This window comes from Roseovarius sp. THAF9 (genome assembly GCF_009363715.1).
Classification (GTDB): Bacteria; Pseudomonadota; Alphaproteobacteria; order Rhodobacterales; family Rhodobacteraceae; genus Roseovarius.
On sequence record NZ_CP045404.1, the window covers coordinates 2,382,917 to 2,399,613 of the forward strand.

The following is a 16,697-nucleotide window of genomic DNA, read 5'->3' on the forward strand; positions in this document are numbered from 1 at the left end:
CGCGGTTTGTGGCCTTGGTGCGTGGCGCTCACACCTCGCCGTCCGGTGCCAGGTTCAGCGACACGACCCATTGTCCGTTCCCGGTCTTGCCGTCAAAGACCACATTCGTTCCAACCAGCAAGGTCGGCCAAAGCTCGGGAAAATCGGCCTCCCGCGCCCGGAACAGGGGGTTTCCGGCCTTTGCGCACCAGATATGCGCAATACGTCCATCATCTGAAAAATACAGGATCGTCCCGCGGTACATGTCGCCTCTTGATTTGCGCGTCGTCAGCGTCGGCCGTTCGCACCAAAACCAGAAGAAACTTGTAAACGGGGCCAAGAAGCCTCGCCTTAACGCAGTCCCCCAACCGCTTGAAGAGCAAATTAGCCGCGTGCCGCAACGCATCAACAAGACAACGTGAAGACTTTGATAAAAATGGTAATTTTCTGCGGAAGCGCACGCACGTCCCAATGTTCTGCGACCACGGACCGGACATACCCTCTACGCGGGGTGCGTGAAGGGCATAGTTATGAAAAAGGCAGATCTTCGCCTTTAACCAGAAATCACCGGGAAAAAGCTGGGGACGAACGACGAGCTGCCGTCATTGCGGGCAAAGCGCCCCAAGAATACACCGCCCCGTCACCGCATCCCAAACCTCCGACTGTTGCGGGTTTCCCGCCGGCAACGGAACCCCCTCGCCCAACAGGAACGTTGTGCGAAACGAGCCGCTCATTCCGGCCGGGAACCGCGCGATGGGCTCGGCGATCAGAATGCGCCGATCCTTCGTGCCCCGCAACGCGCCTGCCTCGATCAGTTGCAGGATACCCGCGCCATGCGGCAGCACGTCATAGCTGCGCGCTTGCCCAAGCGTCACGACATCACCTTCCGCGAATGCCACGACACCGCCCGGATAAAGCCGGTTCAGCTCGCCACGCACCCTTGCCCGAAGCGCTGTCGTCGGATCATCCGGCCCGCCCCTGATCTCTTCCGGGCCCGTCTCGGTCATGCGGTAATAGATGCCGGACTGTGCATAGATCCCATCCTCGGGCGGGTCCGGGATCGGCGAAAGATGATGATCGCCCGACGGCACCGCCACCCGGCCCATGTCATAGAACGAAACGACCCTCTCCACGTCCCGGCCCAGCCGCCTTTCCAGCAGTTTCTGCGCCCCCAATTGCGCCGCGTTGTCCGCAGCCTTGAGGTAGTCCGGCAGGCACCCCTTCGTCGTCACCAGATGCACGCGCTGCTTGTTCAGGCCCACGACACCCGCACGGCTTTGATGGACATTGCCCACGAAGGCCTCCACCCGGTCCACAGCCCCCGTGACCTCCCAGATCACCGGGGTCCAGGCGGTGGCGACCACGTAGACCGGCCCCTCGCCTGCCTCGATCTCCAACTCCGCCGAGGTGGTGACACGGTCAAATCCCGAAAGCGCGATGTTCGAGACGGCGTCGCCCGCGTATCCAGAGACGAACACCACCTCCGCCGCCTCGGACGGCGTCGGCATGTTGCATGCCCCCATTGCTTTTCCGGCCCCGGCCTGCGGCAACCGCGCCGCCCGGGCCAGCGCCGGGCTCTGCGCCAACAGCCTTACCGCCACGCCGATCTCATCGGGGGTCACAGAGCCGTCACCATCCATGTCGAACAACAGGATGTCGCGCAGCGCCGTATCATGCGGGCGATAAGACTCCATCTTCTCGGACACCGCCGAGACGATCTCCGCGGTGCTCAACGTTCCATCCCCGTCGGCGTCCAGCGTGACGCGGGCGCTCACCACCGTCTGCCGTGCAGTCGCGTTGCCGTGCGCCTCGATCCGCGCGATCTCCGCCGCATCGATCTGCAGGTCGCCATCCAGGTCCAGCTCAAGAAAATCGCCCAGGATTCGCGCCCGCGCGCGGGCGCGGTTCAGCCCCTCGGTCGTGCCCAGCGCCGCCGCTGTCAACCGTCCATCGGCGGCAACCTGGAATACCTGTCGAATGGCGTGTTCGGCAAATTCCCTTGGGTCGTGCGCCAGCTGCCGCACCGTGCGACGCGACAGCTCGCCGATCACGTCGATCGGATCGACCCCATCCTGCGCAAGGACAGGCGTCGCGACCAGCGACGCGGCAAGGGTCAAAAAGACAGGAAAACGCATGAGGCACCCCACAGGTTTGGCATCCGCCAGATTCTCCGGCACAACTTTGGCATGAGTATGGCCACCGACCACCCTATGGCCACCGACCACCCTGTCCCGGGTTTGGCCAGCCCAGCGACGTGCCTCAGGCCGCCCGCTCCCGTTCGCTGGCCTGCCGCGCCCACAAGCCGGCATAGCGCCCTTCCCGCGCCAACAAATCGGCATGGGTGCCTTCCTCGACGATCCGGCCATCCTCCAGCACCACGATCCGGTCTGCATCGGCCACCGTCGACAAACGATGCGCGATGGTGATCACCGTGCGCCCCTCGCCCGCCCGGCGCAGCGCATCCTGGATCTCACGCTCGGTCTCGGTGTCCAGCGCGCTCGTCGCCTCGTCCAGCAGCAGGATCGGCGGGTCCTTCAACAGCGTACGCGCGATGCCCACTCGTTGCTTCTCGCCGCCCGACAGCTTCAGCCCGCGCTCGCCCACCTGCGTCTCGTAGCCCTTGGGCAAGCTCTCGATGAACTCGTGAATCTGCGCCGCCTTCGCCGCCGCCTCGATCTCGTCCTGCGTGGCCGCGTCACGCCCATAGCCGATGTTATAGCCAATCGTGTCGTTGAACAGCACCGTGTCCTGCGGCACCACGCCGATGGCCGCATGCAGGCTTTCCTGTGTCACGTCGCGCACGTCCTGCCCATCGATCTCCAGCGCCCCGCCACTGACGTCGTAGAACCGGAACAGCAGTCGCCCGATGGTGGACTTGCCCGACCCGGACGGACCGACCAGCGCCACGGTCTCACCGGCCGCCACCGTCAGCGAAATGCCGTGCAGGATCGGCCGCTCGGGGTCATAGCCGAAGGACACGTCCCGAAACCGCACCGAGCCACCTTCGACTTTCAGACTTTTCGCGCCCGGGTCGTCGGTCACATCCGGCGTTTGCTCCAACAAATCGAACATTTCTGCCATATCGACCAGGCTTTGCCGGATTTCGCGATACACCGTCCCCAGAAAGTTCAGCGGCATGGTGATCTGGATCATGTAGGCGTTGACCATCACGAAATCGCCCACCGTCAAGTCGCCGCTCTGAACGCCCAGCGCGGCCATCACCATCACCGCCACCAGCCCGCCCGTGATCAGGAAGCTTTGCCCGACATTCAGAAAGGCCAGTGAGTAGGACGTCTTCAACGCCGCGCTCTCGTAGCCTTCCATCGCCCGGTCATACCGTGCCGCCTCGCGCCCCTCGGCGCCGAAATACTTCACCGTCTCGAAATTCAGCAGGCTGTCGATCGCCTTCTGGTTGGCGTCGGTGTCCTGTTCGTTCATCCGCCGGCGCAGCTTCACCCGCCATTCCGTCACTTTGAACGTGAATACCGTGTAGGCCGCGATCACCCCCACCACCACGACGAGGTACGAAAAATCGAACAGTGTCCACAGCACTACGCCGATCATCAGAAGTTCCAGAATCAGCGGCCCGATCGAGAACAGCAGGAACCTCAGCAGGAATTCGACGCTTTTCACGCCCCGCTCGATGATCCGGCTCAGCCCCCCGGTTTTGCGCGTCATGTGAAAGCGCATGGACATCTGGTGGATATGCTGGAAGGTCTCAAGCGCCAGCCGCCGCAGACCCCGCTGCGCCACCGGCGCAAAGATCGCATCGCGCAGCTGTTGGAAGCCCACGTTCATCAGCCGCGCCATGCCATAAGCCACGGTCAGCCCGATTGCGCCTGCGCCCAGCATCCAGGCCGCCTCCTGGCCCTCTCCGGCCAGCGAATCCACAGCCGCCTTGTAGAAAAACGGCGTGCCCACCGCCACGACCTTGGCCAGCACCAGCGCAATCAGCGCCAGCACGACCTTGCGCTTGGCCCAGGTCTGCCCCGCCGGCCACAGGTACGGCACGACGCGCCGGATCACCTGCAGGCCGTTATCCGGCATTTCCGTCGCTGTCGTGGGTCTGCGCCGCATCCGGCCTCCTTCGCTTCTCCGCTCACATAGGCCAAGCCCGCCCCCAAGGCCAGACGCGCCACCGCACAGTTATGTCGCAGATGCTGCATTCGCGCCGGAACCAAACCCGCCCCGCGTGTGTTGACCTCACAAGAGCAGGCAACGCGCCTGAATAACAGGAGAAAGACCATGCGTTTCATCGCAGCACTCACCGCCCTATTCGCCCTCGCCGCATGCGAGACGACCGAAGGGTTCGGGCGCGACCTGTCCAACCTCGGAGATGATATCGAGGAAGAGGCCGAAGAAAACGATTGAGCCCTCTTTCAAGCGGCGTCGTGATCCCCCGATCCAACCTTGATCACGGCGGTTGCAAAGGAAAGCTACAAGGCCCCGGCGCATCCCGCGTCGGGGTTTTTCTTTGCCCGGGCTATTCCGCCGCCTCTTGGTCGGGAATGGAGAACACCTGGCCGGGGTAAATGAGGTCGGGGTCGCGGATCCGGTCGCGATTGGCCTCGAAGATCCGCACATACTCGATCCCCTCACCGTAATTGCGCCGCGAGATCCCCCATAACGTATAGCCCGGCTGCACCGTCACCGCCTGCACCAGCTTGCCCGCCTGCGTGGCGTCGGCAAGCAAAGCCTCGTCCTCGCGCTTGAAGGGCGTCTCGACCCGGCTGGTGACATTGCCCTCCGCATCCACCTCGTCGATCCGCAGGGTATAGACGCCGGTGTCCACCTCCGGCAGATCCGTGCCCCAGCTGCCATCCGCCGCGATCCGCGAGGTCGTGACCGGCGTGTTGTCCAGATAGACGCGCACGAACCCGTCGCTGGCGCCCCGGCCCGACAATTCCACCTTGCCGCTATCCGAATAGCTGATCGCGTCCAGCGCCACGATAGACATCACCTCTGGGCTGGCGTCTCCCGGCGCGGGCTGGATCACCCGCACGCCGTCCGCGTCGGACATCAGCACCGCCGCCCCCGGGGCGGGATCGCGACTGTCGGTGGCGTCGGTACCCGCGCCAACAGGGCTGTCGGCGGTCTGCACGCCGGCGGCGGTGTCGTCGCCCTGCCCGGTTTCGTCCCGCCCGGTCCCGGCCTCGCCCGCCGTCGCGGTGATTGCAGTGTCATCGCCTTCCGTCCCGGTGGCCTCCGCCAGCTCCGCTCCGGTCTGGCCCGTCGTTGCCTTTTCGTCGGCTTGGGTCCCGGTGGCGGACGCGTTCCCTGCCTCAGCCGCACTCTCCGCGGCCGTCTTGGACTTCACCTCATCGGTGCTATCCCCGCCCTCGCTCTGCGGCGCCGCCTGCGGCATCTCACCGTCACCCGCGGGTGCCGCCGGATCCGACAGCATCGCCGTCTCGAGTTCGGGCGCCGTCTCCTCCGCCACGGTTTCCGACACTGTCGCTGCCGGCTGCACGGTCTCATCCGGCTCCGTGACCTGCGTCGTCGCCGTATCGACCGGGTCGGTGGCCCGCACCTCTTCGTCAAGGCTCGCGTCTTCCGCACCATCCGGCTTCGGCGCTTCCAGCGCCGCGACCGCGTCGCCCGGCGTGGCCTCGGGCGTATCCGCGTCCGCCGCGTCCGGCTGCCTTGCCGCCCGCAGCGGCGCGATGATGATTTGCCCTTCGCTTTCAACGTCTTCGCCGGTCTCGGGCGACCGCATGCTCAGCGACAAAACGCGCGGCTCCTCACTCGGATCGACCGTCACGAATTCCACGAACTCGCCATTGCCCTCCGGCACGAAACTGCGCAGCACGTCGCGGTCCAGCCGGATCGCGGTCTCCCAGCCCGGCTCGGCCCGCCCGGCCACCAGCATCCGGCCATCCGGGTCCAGCCGGAAGGTGTTGACCGTCGGCGGCCCCGGCATGTCGGGCGTGGGCTGCGTCTCGGTCGTGTCGGCAGACCCTTCGCTTTGGGCCTCGTCAGACGTCTCGGCGTCCGCTGCCTCGATCTCGGCCTCGGTCACAGTGGTTTCGCCGCTCTGCGCGTCGGGCTGCGTCTCCGGTGCGCTCAGGCCCGCGGGCTGCGTCGCATCCTCCTCCGGGCCAAACACCCCGGCGGCGATAAGCCCCCCCACGACGACCGCCGCTCCGACCGCCCCGGCGATCCAGACCCCTTGCCCCCCTGCCATGCCAGACAGCTTGCTCATCTACATTTCCCCCAACCGCGCGACAGCTCTGCGGTTGCGAGAGTTTAGCAACACGGGCTAGAACGGTCAAAACAAGCCCCGTCAGCCTTTGGTGATTTCATGTCCAAGCGTTCCGTCTGTGTCTTTTGTGGCTCACGCAAGGGACGCAGCCCGGCCTACGAGGCCGCCGCCACGGACCTCGGCACCGCGCTTGCGGACCACGACATGCGGCTGGTCTACGGCGCGGGCGACGTGGGCCTGATGGGCGCCGTGGCGCGCGCGGCCCAGGCGGCGGGGGGCGAAACCTTCGGCGTCATCCCCGACCACCTGGTGAAATGGGAAGTCGGCAAGACCGACCTCACTCGCTACATCGTCACCGAGACCATGCACGAGCGCAAGAAAGTCATGTTCATGAACTGCGACGCGGTGGTGGTCCTGCCGGGCGGCGCAGGGTCATTGGACGAGTATTTCGAGGTGCTCACCTGGCGCCAGATCGGCCTGCATGAAAAGCATGTTTTCCTATTGAATACCGAAGGCTACTGGACAAAGCTCATCCAGCTGATCGACCATGTCATCACCGAGGGTTTCGCCAACGCCTCCCTGCGCGACTACACAACAGTCGTCGACACGGTTCAGGATCTGATGGAGGGCCTTGGTGCCACGGGCCGGTAACGCCAGCGCGCCACGCTGTAAAGCGCCAGCGCGGCCCAGATCATGGCAAAGGCGATCATGTGCCAGCCCGTGAAGGGCTCTGCGAAAATCACGACCGCCACGGCGAATTGCAGGCTGGGATTGAGGTAGGACAGCACGCCCACGCTCGCAAGGTCGATGCGCCGCGCGCCATAGCTGAACAGGATCAGAGGCGTCGCCGTCATCGGCCCCGCCAGCATCAGCGTCAAAGCCAGCTGCCAGGACCCGCCCATCACCGCGCCGCCCTGCGCCGCCGACCACGTCAGCCATGCCAGCGCAGGCACCACCAGCAACAGCGACTCTGCCGTGACCGACACGACCGGCCCCATGTCCAACCGCTTTTTCACCGCGCCATAGGCCCCGAAGCTCAGCGCGATGCCCAACGAGATCCACGGCGCCACGCCAAGGCCCACGGTCAGCACGATCACCGCCAGCGCCGCCAGCAGCACCGCCAGCGTCTCGCCCCGACCCAGCCGTTCGCCGAAGAACAAAAGCCCGAACAGCACCACGACCAGCGGGAAGATGTAATAGCCCAGTGACGCCTCCAGCGCCTGATCCGACTTGATGGCCCAGACGAACAGCATCCAGTTGAACCCGATCAAGAGCGACGCCGCCGCCAGAACCCGCAACGTGCGCCCCGCACCCAAGGCACGGAACGGCACCGCCACCCGGCCCTGCACTCCCAGGATCAGCAGGAAGAACACCGCGCCCCAGATCGTGCGATGCGCCAGTACGTCCAGCACCGGCAACCCGGCCAGCAGCTTGTAGAACAAGCCCGAAAGCCCCCAGATCATGCAGGCCAGGATGATGGCGGCGACGCCCTTGGCGGTTTCGGTCATGTAGGGTGGCTCCGACGAGAAAACCCCCGGCCAAACGGCCGGGGGCTGAAATCAGATTTCTTAATCCGTCGCCAGCAATCACATGCGGCTTGCGACGTTTTCCCAGTTCACCAGGTTGTCCAGGAAGTTCGCCAGGTAATCCGGACGCTTGTTGCGGAAGTCGATGTAATAGGAATGCTCCCACACGTCACAGCCCAGCAGCGCCGTCTGGTTGAAGCAGACCGGGTTCACGCCGTTCTCGGTCTTGGTGACCTTCAGGCTGCCATCGGTGTCCTTGACCAGCCATGCCCAGCCCGAGCCGAACTGCCCGCCACCGGCGGCCTTGAACTCGTCCTTGAACTTGTCGACCGAGCCGAAACTGTCGTTGATCGCCTTTTCCAGCTCACCCGGCATCTTGCTGTCATTCGGGGTCATCATTTCCCAGAACTGGTTGTGGTTCCACAGCTGGCTGATGTTGTTGAAGATGCCCGACTGTGCCACGGCGTTGGGATCATAGGTGCCCTTGATGATTTCTTCCATGGACTTGCCGTCCCACTCGGTCCCCTCGATCGCCTTGTTGCCGTTGTTGACATAGGCGTTGTGGTGGATGTCGTGGTGGTATTCCAGCGTCTCCTTCGACATGCCTTTGCTGGCCAGCGCGTCGTGTGCGTAGGGAAGATCGGGAAGTTCAAAAGCCATTTCGGGCCCCCTTTTCTTTGAGGTGATATTTCGCGACTACATGGTAGCGTTAAGGGATCAACGTCAAGGCTGTTGTTTTGTTCCTGCTACGCACGGTCCTGTGCGCCGGTGCAGAAGCAAGCCAAGGCGCGCGATCGCCAGACCGCGGGATGGCGACCCAACGGTGCTTGAGTGCACTTTATCCAACTAACTGCCGCAAAACATCAACTCGAGGTGCCAGCTTCGCCTGATCGCCAGCCCGTCCAGGCGGTCTGGCGATCGCGCGGCGGGCCTGAAGGCCCTTGATTCCGCGCGAACAAAGCATCGGTCCCGGGCCTGACCCGGGACCTTGTAGGGTGGATGACAACCCACCTTGGCTGGATGACAGCTACGCGAACCGTCGCCCGGTACGCGAACCCCTACGCGAAAAGCCCGGTCTCGCAGCCCGGTTCCGCCGCATCCTTCAACAGGTTGAACGCATATTCCGCCACCGAGCGGAAACAGACCACCCGGATCGTCTCGGCATCGACCATCCAGAATGCCGCCGCGATCTGCGCCATGCGCGTCCGCCGGATCATCTCCGGCTCGAACGAGCCGGGTGCCATGTCCACCGGGCACAGCTTGGCGATGATCTCGCGCGCCGCCGCGCCTTTCAGCTGGAACACCGCCCGCGCGTCCGACACGTTCACGGCAAGGAAGTGCTCACCTGACAACGCCTTTTCCACCGCCGCCAGCGCATCCCCGACGCCCTCATAGGGCACCATCAGCAGCAATTCGTCCGGCGACATCCACGCCGCGCCTTTGTCCCCGGCGACCGCGATCTCGCGCTGTCCGGGCAGGTCCACGCCGCAGGCGTCCTTCACGGCTTTCTTCATCTTGGCCGAGGACAGATCCCCGCGCAGCGTGATCATCCCCACCAGGCCCATCTCGCGAACCTCGACGTAGCCTTGATAAACTGCGCCTTGCAAAGCACTGACAGCATTAGACATTCTGCTTCTCCCCTTCAGGGTCGTAAAAGATCGCGCTGACGATCCGGGTGGGCACCGTGGTGCCGTCCACCTTGGCGAATTCGATCACCTCGTCCATCCGCTCGGTCCCGTGTTTCACCAGCCCCATGGCGATGCCGCGGTCCAGCGTCGGCGAATAATAGGTCGAGGTCACCCGCCCCTGCACGTTACGCTGCCCGTTGGCATTGTCGCCCTCGGCCACGCAATAGGCCCCATCGGGCAGGACCGATCCGTCCACCGTCTGCAAGCCCACCAGCTGCCACCGCTCGGGGTCGGCCATATGGCTGCGCTGTTGCGCGCGCTTGCCGATATAGTCGTCCTTCTTTTTCGAGATCGCCCACTGCATGCCAAGGTCCTGCGGAATGACCGTGCCATCCGTCTCGTCCCCGATCATGATGAACCCCTTCTCGGCCCGCATCACGTGCAGCGCCTCCGTGCCATATGGCATCACGCCGAACTCTTTCCCGGCCTCCAGCAACTGGTCCCAGAACGCCCGGCCCTGGCTGGCCGGCACGGCAATCTCGTAGCTGAGCTCGCCCGAGAACGAGATCCGGAAGACCCGTGCCTTCACATCGCCAAAGTCGATGTCCTGCCACGCCATGAACGGCAGCGCCTCGGCGCTCAGATCCGCGTCCGTCAGCTTTTCCAACGCCTTACGGGACTTGGGCCCGACCACACCGATCTGCGCATACTGCTCGGTCACGTTGGCGACATAGACTTTCCAGTCCCACCACTCGGTCTGCAACCACTCTTCCATATGTGCATGGATGCTGTCGGCACCGCCCGTGGTGGTGTGGCACAGGAACGTGTCCTCATCCAGCCGCGCCACCACGCCGTCATCCATCAAAAACCCGTTCTCGCTGCACATCAGTCCATAGCGGCAGCGCCCCGGCTTCAGCGTGCTCATCATGTTTGTATAGAGTATGTCGAGGAACTTCCCCGCATCCGGCCCCTTCACGATGAGCTTGCCCAGTGTCGATGCATCCAGCAGTCCAAGGCTCCCGCGCGTCTGGTTGATCTCCCGCTTCACCGCGGCACTGATTTCCTCACCCGGGTTCTGGCGGAAGGTATAGGGACGGCGCCAATGGCCCACCGGCTCCCAATAGGCGCCGTTCGCCTCGTGCCAGTCATGCATCGGCGTCTTGCGCAGCGGCTGGAAGATCTCGCCGCGCGCCTCGCCCGCGATCGACGCCATGGAAATCGGCGTGTAGGGCGGGCGGAACGTGGTCGTCCCGGTCTGCGGAATCGGCTGGTTCAGCGCGTCCGACAGGATAGCCAGACCGTTGATATTGCTCAGCTTACCTTGGTCCGTCGCCATGCCCAACGTGGTATAGCGCTTGGCGTGCTCGACGCTTTCATAGCCCTCGCGCGCCGCCAGCTGCACATCGCTCACCTTCACGTCGTTCTGGTAATCCAGCCACGACTTCATCCGCAGCTTGATGTTCGCACCCTGCGGCATCATCCAGATCGGCTGAATCAGGTTGGCCTTCAGCTCCGCCGCGGCGGGCTTCTCGGCTTTCTTCGGCGTCTTGCCCACGGCCTTGGCCGCCGCGCGACCGGCTTCCTCGGCATCTGCCAGAACCGCGCCCAACTCCAACTCACCATTGGCAGTGCCGGCGGTCGATACAAAGGCCTCGCCCGCCGCCCCCGTGGGGGCCTTCTCGGGGTCGGGCCGGAACATCGCCTGCTGTTCGTCCCAGATCAGCTTACCCCCGCAATGCGACCACAAATGCACCACCGGCGACCAGCCGCCGGACATGGCAACCGCGTCGCACGCGATCTCTTCCAAGACCGAGCCTTCGCCGGCTTGTGCACAGATACCCACACCGGTCACGCGCTTGCCGCCCTTGATCTTCGCGATGCCCTTGCCGGTCTCGACACGGATGCCAGCCGCCTTGGCTTTCTCGGCCAGCACACCCGCGCCCGCCGCCCGCGCGTCGATGATCGCGGGCACGTCAAGACCGGCGGCCTTCAGCGCTAGCGCGGTCAGGTAGGCGTCGTCGTTGTTGGTCACGACAACCGTACGGTCGCCGACGGAAACCCCATAATTCACGACGTAATCGCGCACGGCCGAGGCCAGCATCACGCCCGGAATATCGTTCCCGGCAAAGCTCAGCGGACGTTCGATCGCGCCTGTCGCGGTCACGATCTGGCCCGCGCGAATGCGCCACAACCGGTGCCGCGGCCCTTGCGCGCCGGGCTTGTGATCGTTCACCCGCTCGTATCCCAGCAGATAGCCGTGGTCGTAAACGCCCGCGCCCATCATGCGCAGCCGCATCTCGACATTGGGCATATCGCTCAGCTCGGCGACAAGTTCATCCACGAACTTATCCACAGGCCCGTCATTGACGGTCGCATCGTAAAGCGGACCATCCACAGGCGTCCGTCCGCCCCAGGCGGCGGTCTGCTCCATCAGCAACACCTTGGCACCCGCAGCCCCCGCCGCGCGTGCCGCCATCAGCCCCGCGACACCGCCGCCGATCACCACCACGTCATAGAACGCGTAAAGATGCTCGTACTTGTCGCCATCCTTGTCCTTGGGCGCCTTGCCCAGACCAGCCGACTGACGGATGAACGGCTCGTAGACGTGCTTCCACAGGGGGCGCGGATGGATGAACATCTTGTAGTAGAACCCTGCCGGCAGGAACCGCGAAAGCTTGGCGCTCACCGCGCCCACGTCGAATTCAAGGCTCGGCCAGTGGTTCTGGCTCGTCGCTTCCAGCCCGTCGAAAAGCTCGGTCGTCGTGACCCGTTGGTTCGGCTCGAACGTCTCGCCCCGGCCCATGTTGACCAGGCCGTTGGGCTCTTCGCCGCCCGACGCCACGATGCCGCGCGGACGGTGATACTTGAACGACCGGCCCACCAGCATCTGGTCATTGGCCAGCAGCGCCGACGCCAGCGTGTCGCCCTCAAAGCCCTTCAACCGCTTGCCGTTGAAGGTGAATTCCATCGCGTGCGCCTTGTTAACAAGACGCCCGCCGGTTGCCAGACGCGTGCTCATGAAAACTCTCTCCAGCTCCAGCCCGGCACCTTCGCCGAGATCTTGTCCTTGATGTCCTTCGGCGGCTCGGTGGTCTGCGCCGGGTAGGTCCCGTAAACCTCCAGCGTCACCGTGTTGCGTGCGGCGTGGAACCACTTGCCGCAGCCGTTGGTGTGGCGCCAGCGCTCAAGGTGCACGCCCTTGGGGTTCTCACGCTTGAAGAGGTAGGCGTGAAAATCGTCATCGCTCGAGTCCGGCCCGAACCGCTTCAGATGCGCTTCGCCGCCCCCCGCGAACTCGGTTTCCTCGCCCTTCACCCCGCAATAGGGACATTCCAGGATCAGCATGCCATCCACCTTTCCATGTTGCGTGCCTCACGCACGACTTTAACTGCGCGTGCCTTGCGCACGACAAAGGCGGGCGCCGATTGGCACCCGCCCATTGAATTGCGATCACCCCCGCCGAAGCGAAGCGTGTTATTCTGCGACAGCAGCCGTGCTTGCCACGCCGTCGGCCGGGTCATCCGGCACGACGAAACCTTGCGGCACGTCGGACAGGTCCGGCGCGGTGCCATTGCCGAGCGAGCCGGCAAAGACCAGGGCCCCCAGTGCAACGACGACGACGAGTACCCAGAAGAGACCCGCGCTGCCCGCGTCGTGAACGGGCATCCCGTAACCGCGCCGCTGCTGCCATCGTTCGTAATCAGACATCTCTCGAACTCCTCATGGTGGGAGTTCGACCTTGCGCCCGTCCGGCCCCGCGCGGAAGGACCGGCAAAACCCCGCGCAGGGTTTGGGCCGGTTCCCGCAACTTCTGCGCGAACGCGTGGGCCGGTTTCCGCTTGGCCTGACATATGTGCCGCACCGTTGCGCATCTTAGTGCGCCACACCCGCGGCAACGCTCTCGTCGATAAAGCGGCCTTCGTAGAATCGGTCCAGACCGAACTCGTCGGTCAGCGGCGAATACCCCTTCGCCATCAGCTCGGCAAAGCCCCAGCCCGAGCCGGGAATGGCCTTGAACCCGCCCGTGCCCCAGCCGCAGTTGATGAACACGTTATCCACCGGCGTCTTCGACAGGATGGGCGAGCGGTCCCCGGTCATGTCCACGATCCCGCCCCATTGCCGCAGCATCTTCAGCCGCGAAATCATCGGGAAGGTCTCGATCAGCGCCCGCACGGTTTCCTCGATATGATGGAAGCTGCCCCGCTGGGTATAGTTGTTGTACCCATCAGCGCCGCCGCCGATCACCATCTCGCCCTTGTCCGACTGGCTCATGTAGCCATGCACCGTGTTGGCCATCACCACCACGTCCATGCATGGCTTGATCGGCTCGCTCACCAGCGCCTGCAACGCCACGCTCTCGATCGGCAGGCGGAACCCGGCCATGTCGGCCAGATGCCCCGAATGCCCCGCCACCACGATGCCCAGCTTGTCACAGGCGATGTCACCCTTGTTGGTGCTCACCCCCGTGACCTTGCCGCCCTCGGTGCGGATGCCGGTCACTTCGCATTTCTGGATCACATCCATACCCATGGCCGAACACGCCCGCGCATAACCCCACGCCACCGCGTCGTGCCGCGCCGTGCCGCCGCGCGCCTGCCACAGCCCGCCCAGCACCGGGTAGCGCGGGCCCTCCAGGTTGATGATCGGGCACAGCTCTTTCACGCGGCTGGGGCTGATGAACTCGGTCTTCACGCCCTGCAGCGCGTTGGCATGCGCCGTCCGCTCATAGCCCCGCACCTCGTGCTGGGTCTGCGCCAGCATGATCACGCCGCGCGGACTGAACATGATGTTATAGTTCAGATCCTGGCTCAGCGTCTCATAGAGGCTGCGCGATTTCTCGTACATCGCGGCCGACGCATCCTGCAGATAGTTCGACCGGATGATCGTCGTGTTCCGCCCGGTGTTGCCGCCGCCCAGCCAGCCCTTTTCAAGGATCGCCACGTTCTTGATGCCGTGGTTCTTGCCCAGGTAATAGGCCGTCGCCAACCCATGCCCGCCCGCGCCGATGATGATCGCGTCGTATTTCTTCTTGGGTTCCGGCGAGGCCCAGGCCCGCTCCCATCCCATGTGATATTTCAGCGCTTCTTTCGCGACGGCAAAGGCGGAATAACGTTTCATCAGGCGGGTCTCGCTCATGGCATGGATAGGGTCCGGCCCAGGGGATTCGCCCCCGCGCCGTGTCATTGCCCCCCATATGTAACAATGTGGCGTTAACACCGACACCTCATGCGGCACGAATGGCCTGATTTGCGACATGCCGCCACCCATCCGCCCCTGCGACACCAAGGCCGACCACTTGCCTCTTTCGGTTTGCCCGCCCAATCGTTAAATCACCCCACGAAGACAGGGAGATCACATGACATTCTGGGTGCTCGCCATCGCCTTGGGCCTCGCCTGCGCCGCCATCCTCGGGCTGGTGCTGCTCCGTGGCCGCGTCGGCGACGCGCCGCCCGCCGCCTATGACCTGCAGGTCTATCGCGACCAGTTGAAAGAGGTCGACCGCGACCTCGCCCGCGGTGTCATCACCCCCGAGGATGCCGAGCGGACCCGCTCGGAAGTCTCCCGCCGCATCCTCGCCGCCGACGCCCAGCTTCAGGCCACCGGGCAGGCCGGCGCCCAGCCTGCACTTCCGGGCAAGGCCTTCGCCACCCTCGCCCTCGCCGCGCTCGTCGCCGGTGCCGTACTACTCTATGCGCAGATGGGCACACCCGGATACAACGACGTCCCCCGCACCGCGCGGCTGGCCGCCTCGGAAGAGGCCCGCGCCAACCGCCTCTCCCAGACCGAGGCCGAAGCACGCTTCAAAGCCTCCCAGCCCGTCACCCCCGACATGGGCGAGGTCGATCCGCAATATCTCGAACTGATGGACCGCCTGCGCGAGGCCGTCGAAAACCGGCCCGACGAAATCCAGGGCTACATCCTTCTGGCCCGGAACGAGGCGGCGCTCGGCAACCTCGCCGCCGCCGCCGAGGCCAAGGCGCGCGTGATCGAACTCAAAGGCGACGCCGCCACCGCCGCCGACTACGCGGAACTCTCGGACATGATGGTCTCCGCCGCCGGCGGCTACGTCTCGGCCGAGGCCGCCGAAGCCATCCGCGCCGCGCTCGCCCGCAACCCGAAAGAGCCGCGCGCGCGCTATTACATGGGCCTCTACATGATCCAGGTCGACCGCCCCGACATCGCCTTCCGCACCTGGGACGGCCTCCTGCGCGAAAGCACGCCGGATGCGCCCTGGACCGCCCTCATCCGCCCCCGGATCGAGGAACTGGCCTGGCGTGCCGGCATCAACCGCTACGAGCCGCCCGCCGAAGGCGCCGCCCCCGGCCCGTCGCAGGGCGACATCGACGCCGCCGGCGACATGAGCGCCGAGGACCGCGCCGCCATGATCCGCGGCATGGTCGACCGCCTCGCAACCCGCATCGACGAAACCGGCGGCACGCCGGACGAATGGGTGCGCCTCTCGAACGCCTACGCCGTGCTGGGCGACTTCGACGCGGTGCGCGACCTCATCGCCCGCGCGCAGGACCGGTTCGACGACCCCACGGTGATCGACACCATCACCAACGCCGCCAAGCAGGCCGGCTTCTCGGAATGATCGTCGAGGATTTCGCCGCCTTCGCTGCCGCCCTGCCCGGCTTTCGCGCGCTTTTGGGCCTCGATCTCGGCACCAAGACCATCGGCGTCGCCTCCTCCGACGCGCTTCTGTCGTCCGCCAACCCGGTCGAGACAATCAAGCGCACCAAGTTCACCGCCGATGCCGACCGCCTGCTGGCCATCGCCGCAGACCGCAATGCCGCCGGTCTGATCCTCGGCCTGCCCCGCAACATGGACGGCTCCGAGGGCCCGCGCTGCCAATCGACCCGCGCCTTCGCCCGCAACCTCGCCGCGCGCACCGATCTGCCCATCGGCTTCTGGGACGAGCGCCTCTCCACCGTTGCGGCAGAAAGAGCACTGATCGAGGCCGATTTGACCCGAAAGCGTCGCGCAGAGGTGATCGACGCCGTGGCCGCCGCGTATATCCTGCAAGGAGCGCTGGACCGAATCCGCCACCTGAAAGCCGAGACATGAACGACAACCCCGTCTGGACCCGCAACGAGATCGAAAGCCCCTGCGTGCGCATCTGCGTCGTCCACCCCGAGGCGCGGATCTGCACGGGCTGCTATCGCACCATCGACGAGATCGGCCGCTGGTCCAAGATGACGCCCGACGAACGCCGCGAGGTGATGTCCGACCTGCCCGACCGCGCCGCCACCCTGACCAAGCGCCGCGGGGGACGCGCGGCCCGGCTGAAGCGCGGCTGAAACCGCCCACACAGACGGTCTCCCTCAGCGCACCGAAGAATTGCAATTTTTCGGCCCGGAG

At 65.0% G+C, this 16,697-nt stretch carries 16 protein-coding genes; 5 read left to right on the forward strand and 11 right to left on the reverse strand.

Going from position 1 to position 16,697, the window contains the following annotated elements:
- Positions 1 to 28: 28 nt before the first annotated feature.
- The 3 genes from FIU86_RS11845 to FIU86_RS11855 all read right to left on the reverse strand — a co-directional run bounded on the left by FIU86_RS11845 (position 29) and on the right by FIU86_RS11855 (position 4,056).
- On the reverse strand, positions 29 to 244 hold the full coding sequence (locus tag FIU86_RS11845) for a hypothetical protein (protein ID WP_152475271.1): 216 nt from the start codon (positions 242 to 244) through the stop codon (positions 29 to 31).
- A gap of 337 nt (positions 245 to 581) precedes the next feature.
- On the reverse strand, positions 582 to 2,114 hold the full coding sequence (locus tag FIU86_RS11850; protein WP_172977492.1) for an EF-hand domain-containing protein: 1,533 nt from the start codon (positions 2,112 to 2,114) through the stop codon (positions 582 to 584).
- A gap of 124 nt (positions 2,115 to 2,238) precedes the next feature.
- Positions 2,239 to 4,056, reverse strand: a complete 1,818-nt coding sequence (locus FIU86_RS11855; RefSeq protein WP_152475273.1) for an ABC transporter ATP-binding protein/permease — start codon at positions 4,054 to 4,056, stop codon at positions 2,239 to 2,241.
- A gap of 168 nt (positions 4,057 to 4,224) precedes the next feature.
- Here FIU86_RS11855 and FIU86_RS11860 point away from each other — a divergent pair, with 168 nt between their 5' ends.
- A complete protein-coding gene (locus FIU86_RS11860; protein WP_152475274.1) occupies positions 4,225 to 4,350 on the forward strand; it encodes an entericidin A/B family lipoprotein in 126 nt (41 codons plus the stop codon).
- 112 nt (positions 4,351 to 4,462) lie between these two features.
- On the opposite strand, the gene FIU86_RS22810 is transcribed toward FIU86_RS11860, so the two are convergent.
- Positions 4,463 to 6,181 (reverse strand): LysM peptidoglycan-binding domain-containing protein, encoded by a 1,719-nt coding sequence (locus FIU86_RS22810; RefSeq protein WP_254703817.1) that lies wholly within the window; start codon positions 6,179 to 6,181, stop codon positions 4,463 to 4,465.
- Positions 6,182 to 6,280: 99 nt separating this feature from the next.
- Between FIU86_RS22810 and FIU86_RS11870 the strand changes: the two genes are divergently transcribed.
- Positions 6,281 to 6,832: a TIGR00730 family Rossman fold protein gene (locus FIU86_RS11870; protein WP_152475275.1), complete on the forward strand. Its 552-nt coding sequence runs from the start codon at positions 6,281 to 6,283 to the stop codon at positions 6,830 to 6,832.
- Here FIU86_RS11870 and rarD read toward each other — a convergent pair.
- The 7 genes from rarD to FIU86_RS11905 all read right to left on the reverse strand — a co-directional run bounded on the left by rarD (position 6,793) and on the right by FIU86_RS11905 (position 14,453).
- Positions 6,793 to 7,689, reverse strand: a complete 897-nt coding sequence (rarD, locus tag FIU86_RS11875) for an EamA family transporter RarD (RefSeq protein WP_152475276.1) — start codon at positions 7,687 to 7,689, stop codon at positions 6,793 to 6,795. The genes FIU86_RS11870 and rarD overlap by 40 nt on opposite strands.
- 78 nt (positions 7,690 to 7,767) lie before the next feature.
- Positions 7,768 to 8,367: a superoxide dismutase gene (locus tag FIU86_RS11880; protein ID WP_152475277.1), complete on the reverse strand. Its 600-nt coding sequence runs from the start codon at positions 8,365 to 8,367 to the stop codon at positions 7,768 to 7,770.
- A 398-nt stretch (positions 8,368 to 8,765) separates the two neighbouring features.
- Positions 8,766 to 9,335, reverse strand: a complete 570-nt coding sequence (locus FIU86_RS11885; protein ID WP_152475278.1) for a sarcosine oxidase subunit gamma — start codon at positions 9,333 to 9,335, stop codon at positions 8,766 to 8,768.
- Positions 9,328 to 12,354, reverse strand: a complete 3,027-nt coding sequence (locus tag FIU86_RS11890) for a sarcosine oxidase subunit alpha family protein (protein ID WP_152475279.1) — start codon at positions 12,352 to 12,354, stop codon at positions 9,328 to 9,330. Before FIU86_RS11890 ends, FIU86_RS11885 begins: the two co-directional genes overlap by 8 nt.
- The gene (locus FIU86_RS11895; protein ID WP_152475280.1) at positions 12,351 to 12,680 is read right to left on the reverse strand and encodes a sarcosine oxidase subunit delta; all 330 of its coding nucleotides are present in this window, start codon (positions 12,678 to 12,680) and stop codon (positions 12,351 to 12,353) included. Before FIU86_RS11895 ends, FIU86_RS11890 begins: the two co-directional genes overlap by 4 nt.
- A gap of 129 nt (positions 12,681 to 12,809) precedes the next feature.
- Positions 12,810 to 13,043, reverse strand: coding sequence for a hypothetical protein (locus FIU86_RS11900; protein WP_152475281.1), 234 nt, complete (start codon positions 13,041 to 13,043; stop codon positions 12,810 to 12,812).
- Positions 13,044 to 13,208: 165 nt separating this feature from the next.
- Entirely contained in the window at positions 13,209 to 14,453 is a 1,245-nt protein-coding gene (locus tag FIU86_RS11905) for a sarcosine oxidase subunit beta family protein (RefSeq protein ID WP_152477116.1), read from the reverse strand.
- Between the two features lie 238 nt (positions 14,454 to 14,691).
- On the opposite strand from FIU86_RS11905, the gene ccmI reads away from it, so the two are divergent.
- Genes ccmI through FIU86_RS11920 form a run of 3 tightly spaced genes read left to right on the forward strand, consistent with a single transcriptional unit; the run spans position 14,692 to position 16,636 of the window.
- Positions 14,692 to 15,930 (forward strand): c-type cytochrome biogenesis protein CcmI, encoded by a 1,239-nt coding sequence (ccmI, locus tag FIU86_RS11910; RefSeq protein WP_152475282.1) that lies wholly within the window; start codon positions 14,692 to 14,694, stop codon positions 15,928 to 15,930.
- Complete coding sequence (gene ruvX / locus FIU86_RS11915; RefSeq protein WP_152475283.1) at positions 15,927 to 16,403, forward strand: Holliday junction resolvase RuvX; 477 nt, start codon at positions 15,927 to 15,929, stop codon at positions 16,401 to 16,403. The genes ccmI and ruvX overlap by 4 nt, the downstream gene beginning before the upstream one ends.
- Positions 16,400 to 16,636, forward strand: coding sequence for a DUF1289 domain-containing protein (locus FIU86_RS11920; RefSeq protein ID WP_152475284.1), 237 nt, complete (start codon positions 16,400 to 16,402; stop codon positions 16,634 to 16,636). The genes ruvX and FIU86_RS11920 overlap by 4 nt, the downstream gene beginning before the upstream one ends.
- The last annotated feature ends 61 nt before the right edge of the window (positions 16,637 to 16,697 follow it).